Source organism: Planktothrix paucivesiculata PCC 9631 (genome assembly GCF_900009265.2).
Classification (GTDB): domain Bacteria; phylum Cyanobacteriota; class Cyanobacteriia; order Cyanobacteriales; family Microcoleaceae; genus Planktothrix; species Planktothrix paucivesiculata.
Window position 1 is genome coordinate 303,965 of record NZ_LR735026.1, and the last position, 15,501, is coordinate 319,465.

At 40.0% G+C, this 15,501-nt stretch carries 13 protein-coding genes; 4 read left to right on the forward strand and 9 right to left on the reverse strand.

The window, feature by feature from the left end; genetic code table 11:
• Positions 1-88 precede the first annotated feature (88 nt).
• Together psaJ and PL9631_RS21990 are read right to left on the reverse strand one after the other, a co-directional pair.
• Positions 89-217, reverse strand: a complete 129-nt coding sequence (psaJ, locus tag PL9631_RS21985; RefSeq protein WP_083623657.1) for a photosystem I reaction center subunit IX — start codon at positions 215-217, stop codon at positions 89-91.
• Positions 218-390: 173 nt separating this feature from the next.
• Positions 391-882 (reverse strand): Photosystem I reaction center subunit III, encoded by a 492-nt coding sequence (locus tag PL9631_RS21990; RefSeq protein ID WP_083623658.1) that lies wholly within the window; start codon positions 880-882, stop codon positions 391-393.
• 233 nt (positions 883-1,115) lie between these two features.
• Between PL9631_RS21990 and tsaD the strand changes: the two genes are divergently transcribed.
• Both tsaD and PL9631_RS22000 read left to right on the forward strand, forming a co-directional pair.
• Entirely contained in the window at positions 1,116-2,162 is a 1,047-nt protein-coding gene (gene tsaD / locus PL9631_RS21995; protein ID WP_083623660.1) for a tRNA (adenosine(37)-N6)-threonylcarbamoyltransferase complex transferase subunit TsaD, read from the forward strand.
• 74 nt (positions 2,163-2,236) lie between these two features.
• Entirely contained in the window at positions 2,237-2,707 is a 471-nt protein-coding gene (locus PL9631_RS22000; RefSeq protein ID WP_083623661.1) for a DUF29 domain-containing protein, read from the forward strand.
• Positions 2,708-2,787: 80 nt separating this feature from the next.
• On the opposite strand, the gene arfB is transcribed toward PL9631_RS22000, so the two are convergent.
• The 3 genes from arfB to gyrA all read right to left on the reverse strand — a co-directional run bounded on the left by arfB (position 2,788) and on the right by gyrA (position 7,273).
• The gene (gene arfB, locus PL9631_RS22005) at positions 2,788-3,207 is read right to left on the reverse strand and encodes an alternative ribosome rescue aminoacyl-tRNA hydrolase ArfB (RefSeq protein ID WP_331281283.1); all 420 of its coding nucleotides are present in this window, start codon (positions 3,205-3,207) and stop codon (positions 2,788-2,790) included.
• A gap of 52 nt (positions 3,208-3,259) precedes the next feature.
• Positions 3,260-4,600, reverse strand: coding sequence for an ABC transporter ATP-binding protein (locus PL9631_RS22010; RefSeq protein ID WP_083623665.1), 1,341 nt, complete (start codon positions 4,598-4,600; stop codon positions 3,260-3,262).
• Positions 4,601-4,723: 123 nt separating this feature from the next.
• Positions 4,724-7,273, reverse strand: a complete 2,550-nt coding sequence (gene gyrA, locus PL9631_RS22015) for a DNA topoisomerase (ATP-hydrolyzing) subunit A (protein WP_083623666.1) — start codon at positions 7,271-7,273, stop codon at positions 4,724-4,726.
• 214 nt (positions 7,274-7,487) lie between these two features.
• On the opposite strand from gyrA, the gene PL9631_RS22020 reads away from it, so the two are divergent.
• Positions 7,488-7,889 (forward strand): response regulator, encoded by a 402-nt coding sequence (locus PL9631_RS22020; RefSeq protein WP_083623668.1) that lies wholly within the window; start codon positions 7,488-7,490, stop codon positions 7,887-7,889.
• 78 nt (positions 7,890-7,967) lie between these two features.
• Here the strand turns inward: PL9631_RS22020 and PL9631_RS22025 are convergent, their stop codons facing one another.
• From PL9631_RS22025 to PL9631_RS22040, 4 genes are all read right to left on the reverse strand, one after another.
• On the reverse strand, positions 7,968-8,846 hold the full coding sequence (locus PL9631_RS22025; protein ID WP_231516817.1) for a tetratricopeptide repeat protein: 879 nt from the start codon (positions 8,844-8,846) through the stop codon (positions 7,968-7,970).
• 71 nt (positions 8,847-8,917) lie between these two features.
• Positions 8,918-10,354: a sensor histidine kinase gene (locus PL9631_RS22030; protein WP_407947604.1), complete on the reverse strand. Its 1,437-nt coding sequence runs from the start codon at positions 10,352-10,354 to the stop codon at positions 8,918-8,920.
• A 64-nt stretch (positions 10,355-10,418) separates the two neighbouring features.
• The gene (locus PL9631_RS22035) at positions 10,419-12,275 is read right to left on the reverse strand and encodes a two-component system response regulator (protein WP_083623669.1); all 1,857 of its coding nucleotides are present in this window, start codon (positions 12,273-12,275) and stop codon (positions 10,419-10,421) included.
• On the reverse strand, positions 12,272-15,004 hold the full coding sequence (locus PL9631_RS22040; RefSeq protein WP_083623671.1) for a hybrid sensor histidine kinase/response regulator: 2,733 nt from the start codon (positions 15,002-15,004) through the stop codon (positions 12,272-12,274). Before PL9631_RS22040 ends, PL9631_RS22035 begins: the two co-directional genes overlap by 4 nt.
• Before the next feature lie 186 nt (positions 15,005-15,190).
• Here PL9631_RS22040 and PL9631_RS22045 point away from each other — a divergent pair, with 186 nt between their 5' ends.
• Positions 15,191-15,475, forward strand: a complete 285-nt coding sequence (locus PL9631_RS22045; RefSeq protein ID WP_042155498.1) for a YiaA/YiaB family inner membrane protein — start codon at positions 15,191-15,193, stop codon at positions 15,473-15,475.
• The last annotated feature ends 26 nt before the right edge of the window (positions 15,476-15,501 follow it).

Below are 15,501 nucleotides of genomic sequence, written 5' to 3' on the forward strand. Positions count from 1 at the left end.
ATTACCCATTACCCATTACCCATTACCCATTACCCATTACCCATTACCCATTACCTGTTCCCTGTTCCCCTTTTAGCTCCAGGTTAGATTAAGAGAGAGGATGGAACAGTAAATCGGGGAAAAAGCGATTAAATTCGATTAAAACCCCAGCCGTAAAGACCATTAAAGCCGCGGCTAAAACGGGTGCTGTAGAAAGATATGTGAGGAAATACTTCATGAGTTTTTCTCCTAAGTTTGCAAATGTGAAAAACAATTAATCTGTTAAAAGAAACCAGAATTCACAAAGATTATTAGAACATTAACAAACTTTGTTTATGGGTTGATTAGGGAATAGTTTAAGTTAACTATTAAACTCAAATCTTCCCAAATCTCTGTTCAAGAATTCCACGACTAACGAGGTGAAACGGTGATTTCGTTATCTTTAGCGAACATTTCACCCGTGGTCATTTCTTTTAACGCTGCTAAGGGCCACAGGAAACCACTGAGCATAAAGGTTAAAGCCACAGGAACATTGATGATAATTTCTTTTTCTGCGGGGTTTTCGCTCTTTCTCGCATATTGTAAATAAGACCGACCTACCCAACCAATCCATCCAGCAATATACAGGAACAGAATCCCAGGAATTAAGAAATCGCCCGCATGAGATAGACTTCCATCCACAATTAAATGGGGTAAGCCATCTTCTTTTCCGCAAAGTTCTTGGGAATAGCGTTCAAAGCGTGCTTTTGCCTGTGCAGGGTTAGCCGCCACAGAGATAGAGGTTTTGGCTCGTTGCTGAAATACCGAAGATTCAGAGCAGGGAACCAGGTTATAAGCTGAAGCTGCGGGAACAACGGTCATCCACAAGCCCAGGGCCAGAATAGCAGCCAACAATCGACGCATAGAAGTGTTTCCTTTTGTTACAGAACAATACGTTTTCCATCCGTTGAGCCGAAGGCGTTTTGAGAAGTCCCTCTTAACAACCACCGGACAAAGCGTTTGTTATCCCTCAAACTGAGGTGAAAACCCACGCACAAATTCGACAATTAGGTTCAGTTGTTCACTGTACCCAAAAAATCTGCAATGATAAAGCTACTCAAAGTTAGCTCCAATCATTTCATAAAATTTATCAGTCAATGGCAACCGTTTTAGCAATTGAAACAAGTTGTGACGAAACCGGGGTCGCAATTGTAAAGAATCGTGAAGTTTTAAGCAATGTTGTGGCCTCTCAAATCGCCATTCATCAACAATATGGCGGGGTTGTCCCCGAAGTTGCCTCCCGCCATCATTTAGAAATGGTTAATCCTGTCCTTGACCAAGGATTAGAAACCGCAGGTTTGGACTGGTCGGCTATTGATGGAGTGGCGGCTACCTGTGCGCCGGGACTGGTAGGAGCCTTAATAACGGGCATTACCACCGCTAAAACCTTAGCTCTGGTGCATGATAAACCCTTTTTAGGGATTCATCACCTGGAAGGGCATATTTATGCCAGCTATTTGACCGAAACCAGTCTTCAGCCGCCATTTTTATGTCTGTTGGTATCGGGGGGTCATACCAGTTTAATTCATGTCAAAGATTGTGGGGTCTATCAAATATTGGGACATACGATGGATGATGCCGCCGGGGAAGCCTTTGATAAAGTAGCCCGGTTGTTAAATTTGGGCTATCCGGGCGGGCCGATTATTGACCAATTAGCCACCCAAGGCAACCCTAAAGCCTTTGCCTTACCCGAAGGCAAGATTTCCCTCCCGAATGGCGGCTATCATCCCTACCATTCCAGTTTTAGCGGGTTAAAAACGGCGGTATTAAGGTTAGTTCAAACCTTAGAAAAAGAAGAAAACACCTCCTTGCCCGTGGCCGATATTGCGGCGAGTTTTCAAGATACTGTTGCTAAAAGTTTAACAAAACGGGCGATCGCTTGTGCCTTAGATTTTGGATTAGATACAATTGCGATTGGGGGCGGTGTGGCGGCAAATAGTGGGTTAAGAAACCATCTGCAAGAAGCGGCTAAAACTCACGATTTGCGGGTATTATTTCCGCCATTAAAATATTGTACCGATAACGCCGCTATGATTGCTTGTGCGGCTTCAGACCATCTGAGTCGAGGTCATATTTCACCCCTAACATTAGGGGCGCAGTCTCGAATGTCCTTAGAAGATGTTATGCAGTTGTATAAAGGGTAATTACGAATTACGAATGGGAGGGATAGTCGCAGGATTGGTCTTTCAATCATTAATCGTTGAGGATAAAAAACAATATGAAAATAGAAGTAGAACAATTATCAGAAATTTATGAAAAAGATTATTTTTTGTGGTTAGAACAAACCATCAAACTTTTAAAAAACCGTCATCTTAACCAGATTGATTATGACCATTTAATTGAGGAATTAGAAGAATTGGGTAACGAACAAAAACGGAAAGTTGAAAGTTTGTTAGAACAAATTATCAGACATTTATTATTATATCAATATTGGGAAACTGAATTTCAATATAATTCCCACCATTGGCACGCAGAAATTATTGGATTTAGAACCCAAATTAAACGCCGTTTAACAACTAATTTAAAACAATATTTATCCCAGGAATTATTATCAATCTATGCCGATGCTCTGAAATTTGTTAAAGCGAAAACCCAACTCGATAATTTTCCCCAACAATGTCCTTATACCTTTGAACAAATTTTAGACGAAGATTGGCTACCTACCCTAACTCACTCCAAGAAATCCTAGAAACCAGGTAATAGAAACCGGGTTTCTCCAATAGCTTTTGCTACTAACAGAAAGATGAATTCAGAAACCGGGTTTCTGAATCAATCATCAATAACTTTTCCTCGCATTATCTTCAGATTCGAGCGCTTATTTTTACTATCCAGACGCTTTCTCTGAGAACTTCGAGTAGGTTTACTCGGTTTGCGAGGTTTAGGAAGGGAAATCGCACTTTTAATTAGGTCTTGAAGTCGTTGTAAAGCTTCTTCGCGATTCTGTTCTTGACTGCGGTATTTTTGGGCTTTCATAATAATCACTCCCTCCTTACTAATACGCTGATCATTTAACGTCAATAGTCGCTGTTTATAATATTCAGGTAATGAAGAAGCGGAGATATCAAAACGTAGATGAATGGCTGTTGCTACTTTGTTAACATTTTGCCCCCCGGCTCCTTGAGAGCGAATGGCAGTCATTTCAATCTCATGGTCAGGGACGCTCACGGTGTTAGAAATTTGTAACATCATTAATCAATAATTGTAAGAGAAAATATCAAAATTAAACCCTAGGGACAAGATATCAATTCAAACAAGGAAGGATAGCTAAATCGGTTTTTGGATCGAATAAATGAATTTTTTCCGGTGTTAGGGCTAACCAAATTTTTTCACCGGGTACAAATTCAGTTTCGGCGGGAATTCTAACTTGTAAGGAAAAAGGAAGATTATTTTCTCCAAATAAATGTACCCATAATAGGGTTTCATGTCCTAATGCTTCCATCCGATCAACAATTACGGGTAAATTTTTCGTAGCTGGACAACTAACAATTAAATGTTCTGGTCTAATTCCTAAAATTAATTTTTCTTCCTTCTGGCGAGGTAAAACCGTTTGCCAAATATCGGGTAAAGTTAAACGGAATTGAGGATGACTAATTAATAATGGGGCGGTGAATTGAATCGGAATAAAATTCATCGGCGGAGAGCCAATAAATTCCGCTACAAAGCGATTATTAGGACGATTATAGAGTTCTAAAGGCGGAGCAACTTGTTGAATTCTTCCTTGATTCATAACCGCAATTCTTGACCCCATGGTCATCGCTTCAACTTGATCATGGGTGACATAAATGGTGGTTGTGCCTAATTTTTTTTGTAATTCTACAATTTGGGCACGGGTTTCGGTTCTTAATTTTGCATCTAAATTAGATAAAGGTTCATCCATTAAGAAAACCTGGGGATTTCTGGCCATGGCTCGACCTAATGCGACACGCTGTTTTTGTCCCCCGGATAATTGTTTGGGATAGCGATCTAATAAGGATTCAATTTGTAATAATTGGGCAACGGTTAAGACTCTTTCAGCTACGGCTTTTTCTCGTTCTGAAATATAGCGAAAGTTAGGAGGAAGCGATCGCGTCATTGCCACTAGCGCATCTTCTAACCACAGGGGCGCGAAGATTTCATAATCTCCAATGGTCAAGGATAATTGTTGATTAGAATATAACTTAGACTCGCTTTTAGGAATAATTAAAGGCTGTTTTGCTTCAGTTTCTCGGTAGGAACGTCGCAACCCAAAGCCTAAGTTATCATAAACTTTTAAATGGGGATACAGGGCATAATTTTGAAATACCATGGCAATATCTCGCGCCTTGGGGGGTAAATCATTCACTAATTTATCCCCAATATAAATATTACCGCCCGTAATGGTTTCTAAGCCCGCAATTAACCTTAATAGGGTACTTTTTCCACACCCGGACGGCCCGACTAAAACCATAAATTCGCCATCATATATATTCAGATGTACCCGTTTTAAAATGGCTTGACGGGTGGGGGTTGATTCTAGGAGTTCCGATGAGTTTTTTTCCTCGGATGAGGTTTGACGACGGGTGGGAAAACTTTTATAAATATTATCTAAAATAACTTCTGCCATTTTAATTTTACCTAATTTTATGTAGGGGCGGGTTCTCTCAGATATTGATAATAAATCATTAACTGAACTAAACCCGCTTTTTCTTCTTCTTATCTCGGTGTTGGTGCGTGCGATCCACTCACCCTAGGATTTGATCGAGATAATTCTCTCATCGGGTTTGAGTTTGAAAATGCGATCGCCTGTACTATCTTTTGTGGATAGATGAATTTGATCCGTGGGAACATGAATAATCCGATTATCACTGGTTAACAGATGGATTTGTTGGTGGGGTTTAGCGGGGGCAATTCCCACTAATATATCATTAGGAGATTTAAACTGGATCAGGGAAATTCCAATGCCACCTCGGTTACTTCCCCGCACTAATTCCATCCCAATTCGTTTAATATAACCCTGTTCTGTCACTAATAATAAACTGCCTTTAGGTGATAGGGTAATACATCCAATTAAATGCTCTTTTTGTCGTAACCGAGTGGCTTGGGAACCCTGGGCGGTTTTCCCCATGGGGGGGAGTTGTTCATCATTTAGATCAAATCGTAGGAGTCGCCCCCCGGAGGTGGCTAAAACCACTTTTTCATCGGGTTTAGATAGGGTAGCAAAAGATAACTCATCGTCATCTTTGAGTTTAACAATCGTACTGCCTCGGTTGGTTAATTCCGCTAATTCTATTAGGGGTAAACGTTTAATTTTTCCCTGTTGAGTTAAGGTAATTAAATCGGTTTTATCGGGAAAAGCCGATAATAGAAATTGAGCAATCATTAAGTCTTGGGGATTAATGGATGTATCTTTATAGGCGGAAGGAGATAATAAAGTAATAATGGGTTTTCCCTTAGACCGATTATTACCCATCGGAATATCAGCGACACTCAAGGGATAAGCTTTTCCAGTTCTCAACACCATGACCAGATTTTGACTGGTTTTAGTATTGTGGGTTTGGGTGATAAAATCATCGGTTTCCTCAATATTAATAGCGGTCTTATTTTCACTCTGATTCCGTTTAGAATCTGCGGTTTTGGCAGAAACTCGCCGAATATAACCGCGATGGGTAATTTCAATTACGGTTTCTTCCTCCACCGGGGGTAAGGGTTGTAATAAATCCGGGGGGGAGGTGAGTTCTAATATTTTTTCTTTGGATTTTTTAGCGGTTTTATCCTCAGATGAAATAGGAGTCTGACCCTGGGGATAAATAATTCGGGTGCGTCGTTCATCGCCATATTTTCGTTTAAGCGATCGCAATTCTTTTTTCAGGGATTTTAACAATTCGGGACGTTCATCGAGTAACCGTCTTAACTGTTCAATATTAGTGGTTAATTGGCTAAATTCTTCCTGTAACTTTTGCCGTTCTAACCCCGTCAATCGACGCATGGGCATGGCTAAAATAGCATCGGATTGAATATCACTAAACCCTAATTGATTTTCTAAGGTTATTTTTGCCGTGGAACCATCGGGGGCATTTCTGAGAATTTCAATCAGACTATCTAAATTTTCTAAAGCTAGTAATAACCCTTCCACTAAATGACAACGCCGTTCGGCAGCTTCTAATTCATGGCGATATTGACGGGTTAAAGTATTTTCCCTAAATGATAGAAATTCTTGGAGAATTTGTTTTAAACTTAATTGTCTAGGTTGTCCATTGACAATCGCTAAAAAAATTGCCCCAAACTTGGTCATTAATTCCGTTTGTTGGTAGAGATGATGTAATACCACCTCCGGGGAAAATTCCCGTTTTAATTCAATTACAACCCGTATCCCTTCGCGATCGCTTTCATCTCGAATATCAGAAATTCCCTCTAATTTTCCCGCATTAACTAACCCGGCAATTTTTTCAATCCACGCCGCTTTATTCACCTGAAACGGCAATTCCGTGACAATAATTGCGTTTTTTGTCCGACGTTTTTGGGCGGTAGGAACTTCTTCCATTTTCGCCACCCCCCGCACCACAATACTGCCTTTTCCCAGGGTATAGGCCTCCCCAATGCCTTCGGTACTAATAATTTCTCCCCCCGTGGGAAAATCCGGCCCGGGGATCAATTCCATTAATTTTTGATCGGATAATTCAGGATGATCAATTAAGGCAATTAATCCATCCACGACTTCCCCTAAATTATGGGGGGGAATATTCGTCGCCATTCCCACCGCAATGCCCGAAGATCCATTTAATAATAAAAATGGCAGTTGGGCGGGTAAAACCGTGGGTTCCTGTTGAGAATTATCGAAATTACTAATAAAATTAACTGTGGCTTCCCCCACCTGGGAAAGTAACCCCTCATGACCGACGGCTGCCAAACGGGTTTCGGTGTAACGCATCGCCGCCGGGGGGTCATTATCCACCGAGCCAAAATTCCCATGACCCGCTAACAACGGATACCGACTGGAAAATTCCTGAACCAGTCTCACCAAGGCATCATAAACCGATTGATCCCCGTGGGGGTGATATTTCCCCAACACATCCCCCACGACCCGCGCACATTTGCGGTAGGGACGGTCGGGAGTTAACCCCAATTCGTGCATGGCGTACAAAATCCGACGATGTACGGGTTTCAACCCATCCCGGACATCGGGTAAAGCTCGGCCAACAATCACACTCATGGCATATTCAAGGTACGATTGTTGCATCTCGGTGTGAAGCGATGTGGTAATCACTTGCCCAGAAAAGAGGTTTAACTGTTTAGCCATGAGTTTAGTTGAGTCTACAGCGATAGGGTTCTTACCGTTATCAGTAAACAGTAATCAATAATCAGTGTAAGAGTGAATAGACTTTTTGCTGTCAATATCTGTACTGATAACTGATTACTGTATGGCGTGGTATGATGACTTTTCGGTACTGGAGAGTGAAAAATAGAGAGATTTGGTAAATCTATTTGAATAGTATATCGGGTGGGAGACTTAAATGAAGACCGTTCTGATTGTAGAAGACGATCAGGTTAATGCTCGTGTTTTTTCAAAAATATTGACAAAACGGGGTGGATTAGCCGTTAAACACACGGAAAATGTGGAAGAAGTGATGGAGATTGCCCGCACTGGGGAGGCGGACTTGATTTTGATGGATGTTTCCCTAGCGCGCAGTGTTTATCAAGGGAAAGCTGTTGATGGAATTAAAATTACCCAACTCCTGAAAGCTGACCCCGCCACCGCGAAACTGCCGATTATTTTAGTAACGGCCCATGCCATGGCTGGAGATCGGGAGGATTTTCTGGCTCAAAGTGGAGCCGATGATTATATCTCTAAACCCGTGATTGATCATCAAAAGTTCGTGGATAAGATTAAATCCTTGATCCCTCCAGAGGAGTAGACCGCAATAGGGGAACTGGAATCCATAGGTTTTCCAGTACCTACTGCCTTTTTTGTCCTCCTGGGTTGGGATTTGAGACTAGGGACTCGGGGGGGTGGGTTGGGTGTCTTTAACTTGAACTAGCACTTTTTGGATTTGAGGATTAGCTAGAAATTTTTCCGTATCCTTGAGTAAGCGATCGCCCCAAAGATTTTCTTTCAGATAATCAGAGTCAGCATAACGGCCATCGAGACGCAGGGCCGTTTCTCCTAGAGATAGAGCTTCGGCGGCTTCACCTTTGGTATAAAGGCCAACGGCTAAGGCTAATAGGGGTTCGGCTGCTTTGGGATCAATCTTAATCGCCTGTCTCCATTTGCTGATGGCGGTATCAATTTCTCCCTGTTCATACTTGACTAGGCCCACATTATTAATGGCTGGCCAAAGACTGCTTTCTTGGGCAAAGGCTTTCTCGTATTGTAGAATTGCCTGCTCTAACCGCCCTAACTTATAATAAGCATTGCCCAAATCAAATAACGCCCCGGGAACCTTGGGGTCAAGTTTCAAGGCAGCTTCTAGGAATTGAACGGATTTTTGATAGTCGCCTTTTTTGAAGTAGGCTTCGCCTAAAATAAACTGAATCCCCGGGTCTTTGGGTTCTAAGGTTTTGGCTTTTTGCAAAAACTCAATGCCTTTATCGAGTTCGTCTAATTGCAAATATAAACTGCCTAATAGGGCCCAGGCTTGATAACTGTCCGGTGCCAGTTGAGTTGCGAGTTCTGCCCGGGGTAAAGCTAATTGATATTGTTGAAATCGGGTTAACTGAGCCGCTTCTTCGAGCAACCCTAATCCCGTTTGTTTAAGTTGTTCTGAGTCCAGGGGTGGGGTATAGGGAACCAGAGCTTGTCCCCTGGCGGATGGAGCAACATTCCACAAACTCAGAGTAAGGATAACGGACAGAATCAGGGTTCGATTTCGCACGGTAAGAGCTAACCTAAATTTTTTAATATTTTGCGGGTTCTGTTGATCATACACGAACTTGGATCAATCGGTTAAATAAAGGGTAATAAAATCTCAAATTCCGTACCGATTCCTGGCTGCGATCGCAATTTTAATTGTCCGCCATGTTTGGCGGTGACAATATGATAACTCAGAGATAAACTGGTTTCTTTTTCCGTGCGTTTGAGATTAGAAAATGAATCTAGGATTTTTTGTTGTTCTTCCGCAGACAATCCCGGGCCATTATCGGCAATAGAAATCGAAACCCAACGTTCGGGAGGGCTGAGATTCTCCCCTGGGGATGAGTCTAAACCGATGATTGTTGTTGTAATCACAATTTGTGGTGCTTTCCCCGACTCTAAACCTGGGGAAATGCTATATTCATTCACCCAATCTTGTCTCACTAATTGATTGAGCAAGGCATCAAAACCATGAATCAAAATATTGATAAAAACTTGGCTCAACTGTCCCACATAGCAGCTGACGGGAGGTAAATGACCGTAATTTTTAACCACGTCAATTTCTCGGTTAATCCGGCTTTTCATTAACAGTAAAATACTATCTAAATGACTATGTAAATCCGCAGGTTTAGGATGGATTTCATCAATATGGCAAAAATTTTGTAAACTCGTGGCTAATTTACTTAATCGTTCCGTACCACTTTTGATACTTGATAGAATCCGAGGAAAATCTTGGCGGAGAAAGTCAAATTCTATTTCTTGTTTCAGTTGTTCAATGGCGGGAAATTTCTGGGTATAATGGGATTCATAAGCGTCCAAAAGTTCAATTAAACCATCACTATAGGTGACTAAATGGGTTAAATTTCCCCAAATAAATCCCACCGGATCTAAAATTTCATGGGCAACGCCATCTACTAATCTTCCTAAACTCGCCATTTTTTCACTTTGTAACAGTTGAACTTGAGTTCTTTCATAGCGAACTTGAGTTTCAATTCCTCGAATTTGCCAATAGGCAAGATTCAATTCATGACTGTTTAAAAGACGATAGGAAACCATCCAAGGATAATCCCCCGAAGATGACCAATTTCCCTGTACCACAATCGGATCGATATATCCAGGGGCAGTTCGCTTTAAGGATTGTTGGGTTGCTGCTAGAATTGTGGTTTGTGCAGGTAATACTAATACGGGGGTTCTAACATAACTATAAAGTACATCTAGGGATTGATCTAAAAATAATTCTAACCCCCGGGGACGGAGAAAAAATTCTAGGAGATCCCGCCGAGAAATCATCCCCAAAAACTCAGAAGTAGAGTTTTCCTGGGGGTCTACAATAATTACTCCCGGTAGCAAGGGATGTCTTTCAAACTGTTGTACTAGGGTTCGTACACTCGAAGCCAAAACCACTTGAAAATCGTATAGGGGTAAATCTCCTAGGGTGGAGTCTAAACTTAAATCTCCTCCGGTTTGACTTTCCCATAAATAGGGTACAGATATGCTCGTCAAGGTACTTTTAGGTAGAATTAGCAACACAGTTTCCTATCCCTTAGACTAACATTAAGGGGTCAAAAATTAATCAAAAATTTATTAATTTTAATTACCAATGGGGGTTCTCTACTAATAACGCTTCAGCCGCATTCGCTTCTAAAGGACGGGCGAAGAAATAACCCTGCCCTTCTTCACATCCCAAACTTCTAAGCAGGGACAATTGTTCGGGGGTTTCTACTCCTTCGGCGGTAACGTTCATATTCAGATGATGGGCGAGGGTAATAATGGCTTGAATAATTTCTAAATTTTGACGAGTTTGACTAATTCCTTGAATAAAAGATCGATCAATTTTTAAATTATGTAAAGGAAATCGATGTAAATAACTGAGGGAGGAATAACCCGTGCCAAAATCATCAATACTTAACTGAATATCTCGATCTCTGAGTTGTTGTAAAAGTTCGGCGGCGGATTCGGGATGTTCCATGATCGCACTTTCGGTAATTTCCAATTTTAAATAACTACTATTTAATTGAGTTTGCAAAATAATTTTATCAATATTTTGAATTAAATTCAGTTGAGAAAACTGTTTTACTGATAAATTAACGCTCATTTTAATGGTGCGTTTAGATAAACCTCGATCTTGCCAGGTTTTCAACTGTTGACAGGCTTCTTTTAAAACCCATAAACCGATGGGAACAATTAATCCGGTTTCCTCGGCGGCGGGAATAAAATCTCCTGGGGATATTAGTCCTTTTTGACCATGATGCCATCTTAATAAGGCTTCAAATCCATTAATTCTTCCGGTGTCTAAGGAAATAATCGGTTGATAATATAAGATAAATTCTTCCCGGTGTAAGGCCCGTCTTAAATCCGTTTCTAACTCTAAACGTTGTTGAGCGTGATAGTGCATTTGGGTATCAAAAATTTGATACCGAGCCTTTCCTTTGGCTTTGGCTTGATACATGGCAATATCTGCATCTCTTAAAATATGTTCCGGTTCTTGATAGGTTCTATTCCCCACCACAATCCCAATACTGGCATTAATAAATAATTCCTGTTCCTCAAATTGAAACGGCCAACTCATGGAGGTTTGGATTTTTTGAGCTAAACGACTCACATCGTCAATATCTTGAATATTTTCTAATAAAATAGTAAACTCATCGCCCCCAAACCGAGCCAACATATCTGTAGATGCTAAATGGGTTTTTAGGCGGCGGGCGATCGCAATTAATAGCCGATCTCCGGCAAAATGTCCCAGGGAATCATTCACCACTTTAAAGCGATCGCAATCCAAAAATAAAACCCCAAACTGATAATTAGGTTCCCGTTGGGTTCGTTGTAAAGACTGTACTAATCGATTCATAAATAGAACCCGATTCGGTAAATTAGTGAGGGCATCATGGGATGCCAGATGTAGCAATCGGGTTTGGGTTTTTTGATGTTCAGAAATTTCCTTTTCTAGCTTATAATTCAAGCCTTTTAATTGGGCATTGACAATTTCTAATTCCATTGTCCGAGATTGGACTCGCTGTTCTAATTTTTCATTGAGTTGTTGAATTTCAGCCCTAGCCGATTGTAAGGCAATTTGATTTTCAATCCGCGCTACCACTTCTTCAAATTGAAAGGGTTTAGTAATATAATCTACCCCGCCGACTTGAAAGGCTTTGACTTTATCGATCACTTCATTCAAAGCGCTTAAAAAGATCACCGGGATATCCCGGGTTTTTTCATTCTCCTTCAAGGACTGACAAACGGTATAACCGTCCATATCGGGCATTTTGATATCTAATAAGATCAAATCCGGTGGCAGGGTTTGTACGGCCATAATTGCCATTTGTCCATTCATTACGCCCCGAACTTTATATCCCATTTGGATCAAAGTATTCGATAACAGCCGTAGATTTTCTAGGGTGTCATCTACAATTAAAATATCGGCTTTAAAAGATCGATTAAAAGAATGATTCATTGCTGGGTCGCTTTATGAGCTAAATCCATTATCTGATCAAAAGAAAAATTATTCACTAATAGGATGAGAGATTCTGCGACCGGACTGTGGGATACAGGAATTTGTTGCACCAGTTGTAAAATTTGTTCGCCATCGGCTGCGGTGGCACTGTAGTGCAATGCTACTAACCATTCAGAAGACATCATGGTCAACGCATCCGGGCTAATGATGGAGCTTGGCGGGGGTGCTAAGGGTTCTAAAGTGGGAAGATCAGGTGTGTATAAATATCGTACCCCTAAATAGTGGGCAATTTTCTCTAATAGGGCATCTTCTCGGAAGGGTTTTTTGACAAAATCATCACACCCGACTGATAAAACTATAGCCCGTTCTTCTTCAAAAACACTAGCAGTTAAGGCGATAATCACCGTCGCTTGACCTTTTAAATGGGATTTAATTTGTTTTGTGGCTTCGTAACCATCCATCACCGGCATTCGCATATCCATGAGGATTAAATGGGGTTGCCATTCATTCCAGACTTTTAATGCTTCTTGACCATTTTCAGCCTCAGCCACCTCAAACCCCAAAGGAGATAACAGTTTAACTAATAATTGGCGATTGGTAAATCGGTCATCAACGACTAAAATGCGGAATTTGGGTTGATTTTCGGCTAAACCAATGATTCGTTTTTGAGTTTTAATTTCTTGGAGATCCTCCGCGTTAGCCAGGTCAACTTGAAGATTAAATTTAAAAATAGTCCCTTGATTTAAGATACTATTGACTTGAATATCGCCGCCCATTAACTGAATAAATTTTTGACTAATTGCTAATCCTAACCCGGTTCCTTGTTGAGATTGACGTCCTGTTTCTGTTTGCATAAACGCCTCAAAAACTTGATGGAGTTCACCGGGGGCAATCCCAGGGCCCGTATCTTCGACTTCCAACTCCAGGGTAAGTTTGTCATCAGTTGGCGTTTTCGGTTGAACTTTTGCCCGTAATATTACTTGCCCCGTTGTGGTAAATTTAATGGCATTGGACAATAAATTCATTGAGATTTGCCGGAATTTACTTTCATCGGTTTTAATATATTGAGGTAGGTTAGGATCTAATTCAAAAATAAGTTTTATTCCTTTAGAGTTTGCTTTTAATTCAAACATTTGTTCTAAGGTGGTAAAACAGGAATAGAGGTTAAAACAACTGGAATTAATCTGGGTTTTTCCCGATTCAATTTTGGTTAAATCTAAAATTTCATTAATTAATTTGAGTAAATGTTCTCCAGAACGATTGACAATTTCCAGATTTTCTGAAAGTTGTGCATCGCCGTTATATTGACGGAGCATTAATTGGGTAAACCCTAAAATCGCGTGCAAAGGGGTTCTTAATTCATGACTCATATTCGCTAAAAATAGGCTTTTAGCCAGATTAGCTAATTCTGCTGATTCCTTGGCTTGTTTCAATTCTACGGTGCGTTCTTCGACTCGAATTTCTAGGGTTTCAAAGGATTCTTTGAGTTCCGATACCATTTGATTAAAAGATTGGGATAAAACCTCTAATTCATTAATGCCATAAACTTCATTTTTAGGAAGGATTTCTTCTAATTTTCCTTGAGCAATTTTTTGAGAATCTTGATTTAATTTTACAATCGGTTTCATAATCCATCGGGCGGTTAAAATTCCCAAGATTACGGATAAACCCAAGGCTAAAAAGCAAAGAATAATAGTTCTTTTTTGATTGTTTTGGATCTTTTCCGTAAAGTCGGATTCAGGAACAACCACCACAATTAACCAATCTAAACCTCTGGGGTCGGAATAGGGAACAATTTGGATTAGTTGTCGTTGATTATTATAAATAAAATCGAGTTGTTGTTCGGTAGTAATATTATTAAATTTTTCAAAATGATTCAATAAAAAAATAGCTGTTTTTTGTAAGAATTTATCAGAACTTTCAATCGCTTTAATTCTTTGAGTTTTTCCTTTTTTGTCTACTAAAAATGATAAATTTAAACTAGAACTGGCTACAATTAGACCGGAACGTTCAATAATAAAGGTTTGTCCTGATTTACCGACTTCTATACTTTTTAAAAAGTCACTGACTTGGTTTAGAAATAAGTGACTTGCTAATACTCCTAACACTTTTCCCTGATTATCTTTAACAACAACACTCGCAGGTAAAACCATTTCAGGATACGCATGATAAGTAAAAATGGGACTCCAAATCGATTGATCAGCTTGCAATGCTGCTTTGTACCAAGGTCGCTCTCGAATGATAAAATTAGGGGTTTCTTGGATTAATTTTTGGGGGTTTCCTTGAGGATCTAATTCATTAAATTGAATACTTCCCTGGGTAGATAGATCGGATTTCATCATCAACAAACCAGACTGATCAAATCTTCCCACCCCAATAAACTCGTCTTTTTCACTCCCAAATAAAATAAAACTGATGGTTTTAAAGGATTGTACTTGTAACCAGAAATGATATTTCAGGTTTTGCATATTATCAATATCAATATAACCGGATTTAATCGCATCTAAGTTGAGTTGATTAATTAAATGGGGAACTTCTAAAAATTGATACAATCTTTGTTCAATTCGGTTAGAAATTTCGTTTCTGAGTTGATAAGCAACATCTCTAACGGAGGTTTTACTGGTACGGAAAGACAACCAGCCAATTAGTCCAACAGTGCCAAATAGTTGTAAAATAAAAGGAACAATCAGAACCCATCGTAGGGGAAATTTAATTAATAAGGGCTTCATAGAAAAAGTGATTAATAAATTAAAATTTTTTATGAATTGCGATCGCACTCAAATTAAATCAATAATATTTTAACCCATTGACAAGGGGGTAGTAGACAGTTTCTCAAACTGTCCATGATAGTTGAGGGGTTTTGTGACTCAAAACTACAATAGAATTAACAATAACGCCCCAAGGAATTGACGGTTATGAGTAATAAACAAATGTTGGCACAAAAAGATACATCCGCTTGGATTCTTCAAGTTTGGCTATCTTTTATTCTGGCTGTATCCACAACTGCCGTCGGTATTGCTTACCTCCCCGTTGATATTTGGGTGAAAGGATTTATGGGGATGGGTTTAACTTTTTCGGTGGGGTCTTCTTTTACTTTAGCAAAAACTGTTCGAGATAATTATGAAGCGGACAAATTATTATCTAAAGTCGATCAAGCTAAGTTAGAAAAATTATTAGCTGAATATAATCCGATGAAGTGATTTAGGTTGTTAATCACAAATCAAAA

What these genes read in the sequence shown, in the direction of transcription:
- psaJ (WP_083623657.1), bottom strand. Translation starts at nt 217, where the DNA reads ATGAAGTATTTCCTCACATATCTTTCTACAGCACCCGTTTTAGCCGCG.
- PL9631_RS21990 (WP_083623658.1), bottom strand. Translation starts at nt 882, where the DNA reads ATGCGTCGATTGTTGGCTGCTATTCTGGCCCTGGGCTTGTGGATGACC.
- tsaD (WP_083623660.1), top strand. Translation starts at nt 1,116, where the DNA reads ATGGCAACCGTTTTAGCAATTGAAACAAGTTGTGACGAAACCGGGGTC.
- PL9631_RS22000 (WP_083623661.1), top strand. Translation starts at nt 2,237, where the DNA reads ATGAAAATAGAAGTAGAACAATTATCAGAAATTTATGAAAAAGATTAT.
- arfB (WP_331281283.1), bottom strand. Translation starts at nt 3,207, where the DNA reads ATGATGTTACAAATTTCTAACACCGTGAGCGTCCCTGACCATGAGATT.
- PL9631_RS22010 (WP_083623665.1), bottom strand. Translation starts at nt 4,600, where the DNA reads ATGGCAGAAGTTATTTTAGATAATATTTATAAAAGTTTTCCCACCCGT.
- gyrA (WP_083623666.1), bottom strand. Translation starts at nt 7,273, where the DNA reads ATGGCTAAACAGTTAAACCTCTTTTCTGGGCAAGTGATTACCACATCG.
- PL9631_RS22020 (WP_083623668.1), top strand. Translation starts at nt 7,488, where the DNA reads ATGAAGACCGTTCTGATTGTAGAAGACGATCAGGTTAATGCTCGTGTT.
- PL9631_RS22035 (WP_083623669.1), bottom strand. Translation starts at nt 12,275, where the DNA reads ATGAATCATTCTTTTAATCGATCTTTTAAAGCCGATATTTTAATTGTA.
- PL9631_RS22040 (WP_083623671.1), bottom strand. Translation starts at nt 15,004, where the DNA reads ATGAAGCCCTTATTAATTAAATTTCCCCTACGATGGGTTCTGATTGTT.
- PL9631_RS22045 (WP_042155498.1), top strand. Translation starts at nt 15,191, where the DNA reads ATGAGTAATAAACAAATGTTGGCACAAAAAGATACATCCGCTTGGATT.